General features: G+C 67.3%; 2 protein-coding genes. Both read left to right on the top strand.

Annotation, left to right across the window (positions count from 1 at the left end):
* Positions 1 to 135 precede the first annotated feature (135 nt).
* Positions 136 to 1167, top strand: coding sequence for an NAD-dependent epimerase/dehydratase family protein (locus tag QK444_RS35665; RefSeq protein WP_085996493.1), 1032 nt, complete (start codon positions 136 to 138; stop codon positions 1165 to 1167).
* Positions 1164 to 2177 (top strand): lysophospholipid acyltransferase family protein, encoded by a 1014-nt coding sequence (locus QK444_RS35660; RefSeq protein WP_029926083.1) that lies wholly within the window; start codon positions 1164 to 1166, stop codon positions 2175 to 2177. Before QK444_RS35665 ends, QK444_RS35660 begins: the two co-directional genes overlap by 4 nt.
* Positions 2178 to 2249 lie beyond the last annotated feature (72 nt).

Here is a 2249-nt window from a genome sequence, read left to right as displayed (position 1 = left end):
TAGATCCTGGTTAATACTCTTCGGCGACCCCCTGTCCTGCGGCTACCCTGGGAGCGCGGGAAAAACAGAAATGGGGGCTTGCAAGTGGGTTCCGGTGGGCCGAGCATCCGAGACGGGCATGTGCCCCGGGTTGTGATGGTTACCGGTGCGAGCCGGTTCTTCGGTGGGAATGTGGTGGCCCGGCTGGCCGCCGACGAAACCATCGAACGAATCATCGCTGTCGACGCGAAACAGCCGAGCCGGGAGCTGCTCCGCCGGATGGGCCGCGCCGAGTTCGTTCGGGCCGATATTCGAAATCCGTTGATACGCAAGGTGATCGATGGAAATCAGGTGGATACGGTGATCCACCCGGCGGCGCTGTCCCGGCCACCCTCGGGCGGCGGTCGCGCGGCCATGAAGGACATCAACGCCCTGGGCGCGATGCAGCTGTTCGCGGTCTGTCAGAAGTCCGAGCACGTGCGTCGCGTGGTCGTGCGGTCCTCGTCGGCCGTGTACGGCTGTAGTGCGAAGGACCCGGTGCGTTTCACCGAGGAGATGAGTGCGCGCACCCCACCGCGCGGCTGGTTCGCGCGCGACATGATCGAGGTGGAGGGATTCGTGCGCGGGCTCGCACGGCGGCGTCCCGATATCTCGGCGGCGATTCTGCGCTTCTCACCGATCGTGGGACCGCAGTTGGCCAGTCGCGGGGTGCAGTACTTCCGTTCGCCGGTCACGCCCACCATCCTGGGGCGCGATCCGCGGCTGCAACTGCTGCACGAGGAGGACGCCATCGCGGCGCTCACCCATGCGGCCATGGGCGCGCCGGGCGGCACCTTCAATGTCGCGGGTGACGGTGCGATGGCACTGTCACAGGCCATCCGCCGCGCGGGCCGGATCGAATTGCCGGTTCCCTTCCTGGCTTTCCGCACCTTCGGTCGCAGCATCATGGGACCGGTAATGCGGGAATTCACCGCCGAACAGATCGACTACTTCCATTTCGGCTGCGGGCTGGACACCACCCGGATGCGCACCGAACTGGGTTTCGAGCCGCGCTGGACCACGGTGCAGGCTTTCGACGACTACATAGGGGGCGCAGCGTTGCGGCCCGTAATCGATCCCCGCTGGATCGACGCCGCGGAGAACAAACTTCTCGGCCTGCTCGGGGCCGGGACGGGAGCACACCAATGAACGACGTAGCGAAGGTGATTCGACTTCACGATGTGGATTTCGAGGCGCGGCACCGTCCGTCGCGCCAGTGGCCGGGCGAGCGCACGCTGAGCCCGGTCACCTCGTTGACCGATCGGCTCGCCGAAGCCGAAGCGCGGCAGCCGAAATCGCTGGGGGAGCTGATTCGCGGAGCCGTCGCCGACGGGGTCCGCACCACCGCCGATTTCGCGCGGCGTCGGCTCACCGGTGACTATCAGGTCGACGAATTCGGTTTGGACGAGCACCTGCTCGAATCGGTGATCCTCCCGGCGCTGCGGCCGCTGTCGGAGCTGTGGTTCCGGGTGGAGGTCAGCGGCATCGAGAACCTCCCCGAGTCCGGTGGCGCGCTGGTGGTCGCCAATCACGCGGGCACGGTGCCGTTGGACGGGCTCATGCTCCAGCTGGCCGTGCACGACCGGCATCCCAAGCAGCGGGCGCTGCGGCTGCTGGCGGCGGATCTCGTGTTCGAGCTGCCGCTCGTCGGCGGGCTGGCACGCAAGGCCGGACATACCCTGGCCTGCCCGGCGGATGCCGAAAGGCTGTTGCGCGCAGGGGAAATCGCGGGCGTGTTCCCCGAGGGGTACAAGGGGATCGGCAAGCCGTACTCGGAGCGGTACAAGTTGCAGCGGTTCGGGCGCGGCGGTTTCGTCTCGGCGGCGGTGAAGACCGGGGTGCCGATCATTCCGTGCTCGATCGTCGGCTCGGAGGAGATCTACCCGAAGCTCGCGGACATCAAGCCGCTGGCGCGCCTGCTCGGCGTCCCGTACTTCCCGGTGACGCCGCTGTTCCCGCATCTGGGACCGCTGGGTGCGCTGCCGCTGCCGTCCAAGTGGCACATCGAGTTCGGCGCGCCCATCTCGACGAGCGGGTACGAACCGGCCGACGCGGACGATCCGATGACCATGTTCGAGATCACCGATCAGGTGCGTGAGAACATCCAGCAGACGCTGTACAAGCTGCTCACCAAGCGCCGCAACCCGTTCACGGGCTGAGCCGGGTCTGGCGGTGTGAGCTGCGAACGGCCCCCCGGGGGGGGGGGCGGGGGGGGGGGTTTTTTTTGCCCC

Source organism: Nocardia sp. CC201C, from assembly GCF_030010695.1.
GTDB lineage: Bacteria > Actinomycetota > Actinomycetes > Mycobacteriales > Mycobacteriaceae > Nocardia > Nocardia otitidiscaviarum.
The sequence above is the reverse complement of the archived record's forward strand: the minus strand, read 5'-3'. Positions and strand labels throughout refer to the sequence as shown.

Bases quoted from the DNA above. Each gene is read 5' to 3' on its own strand.
- QK444_RS35665 (WP_085996493.1), top strand. From the start codon at position 136: ATGGTTACCGGTGCGAGCCGGTTCTTCGGTGGGAATGTGGTGGCCCGG.
- QK444_RS35660 (WP_029926083.1), top strand. From the start codon at position 1,164: ATGAACGACGTAGCGAAGGTGATTCGACTTCACGATGTGGATTTCGAG.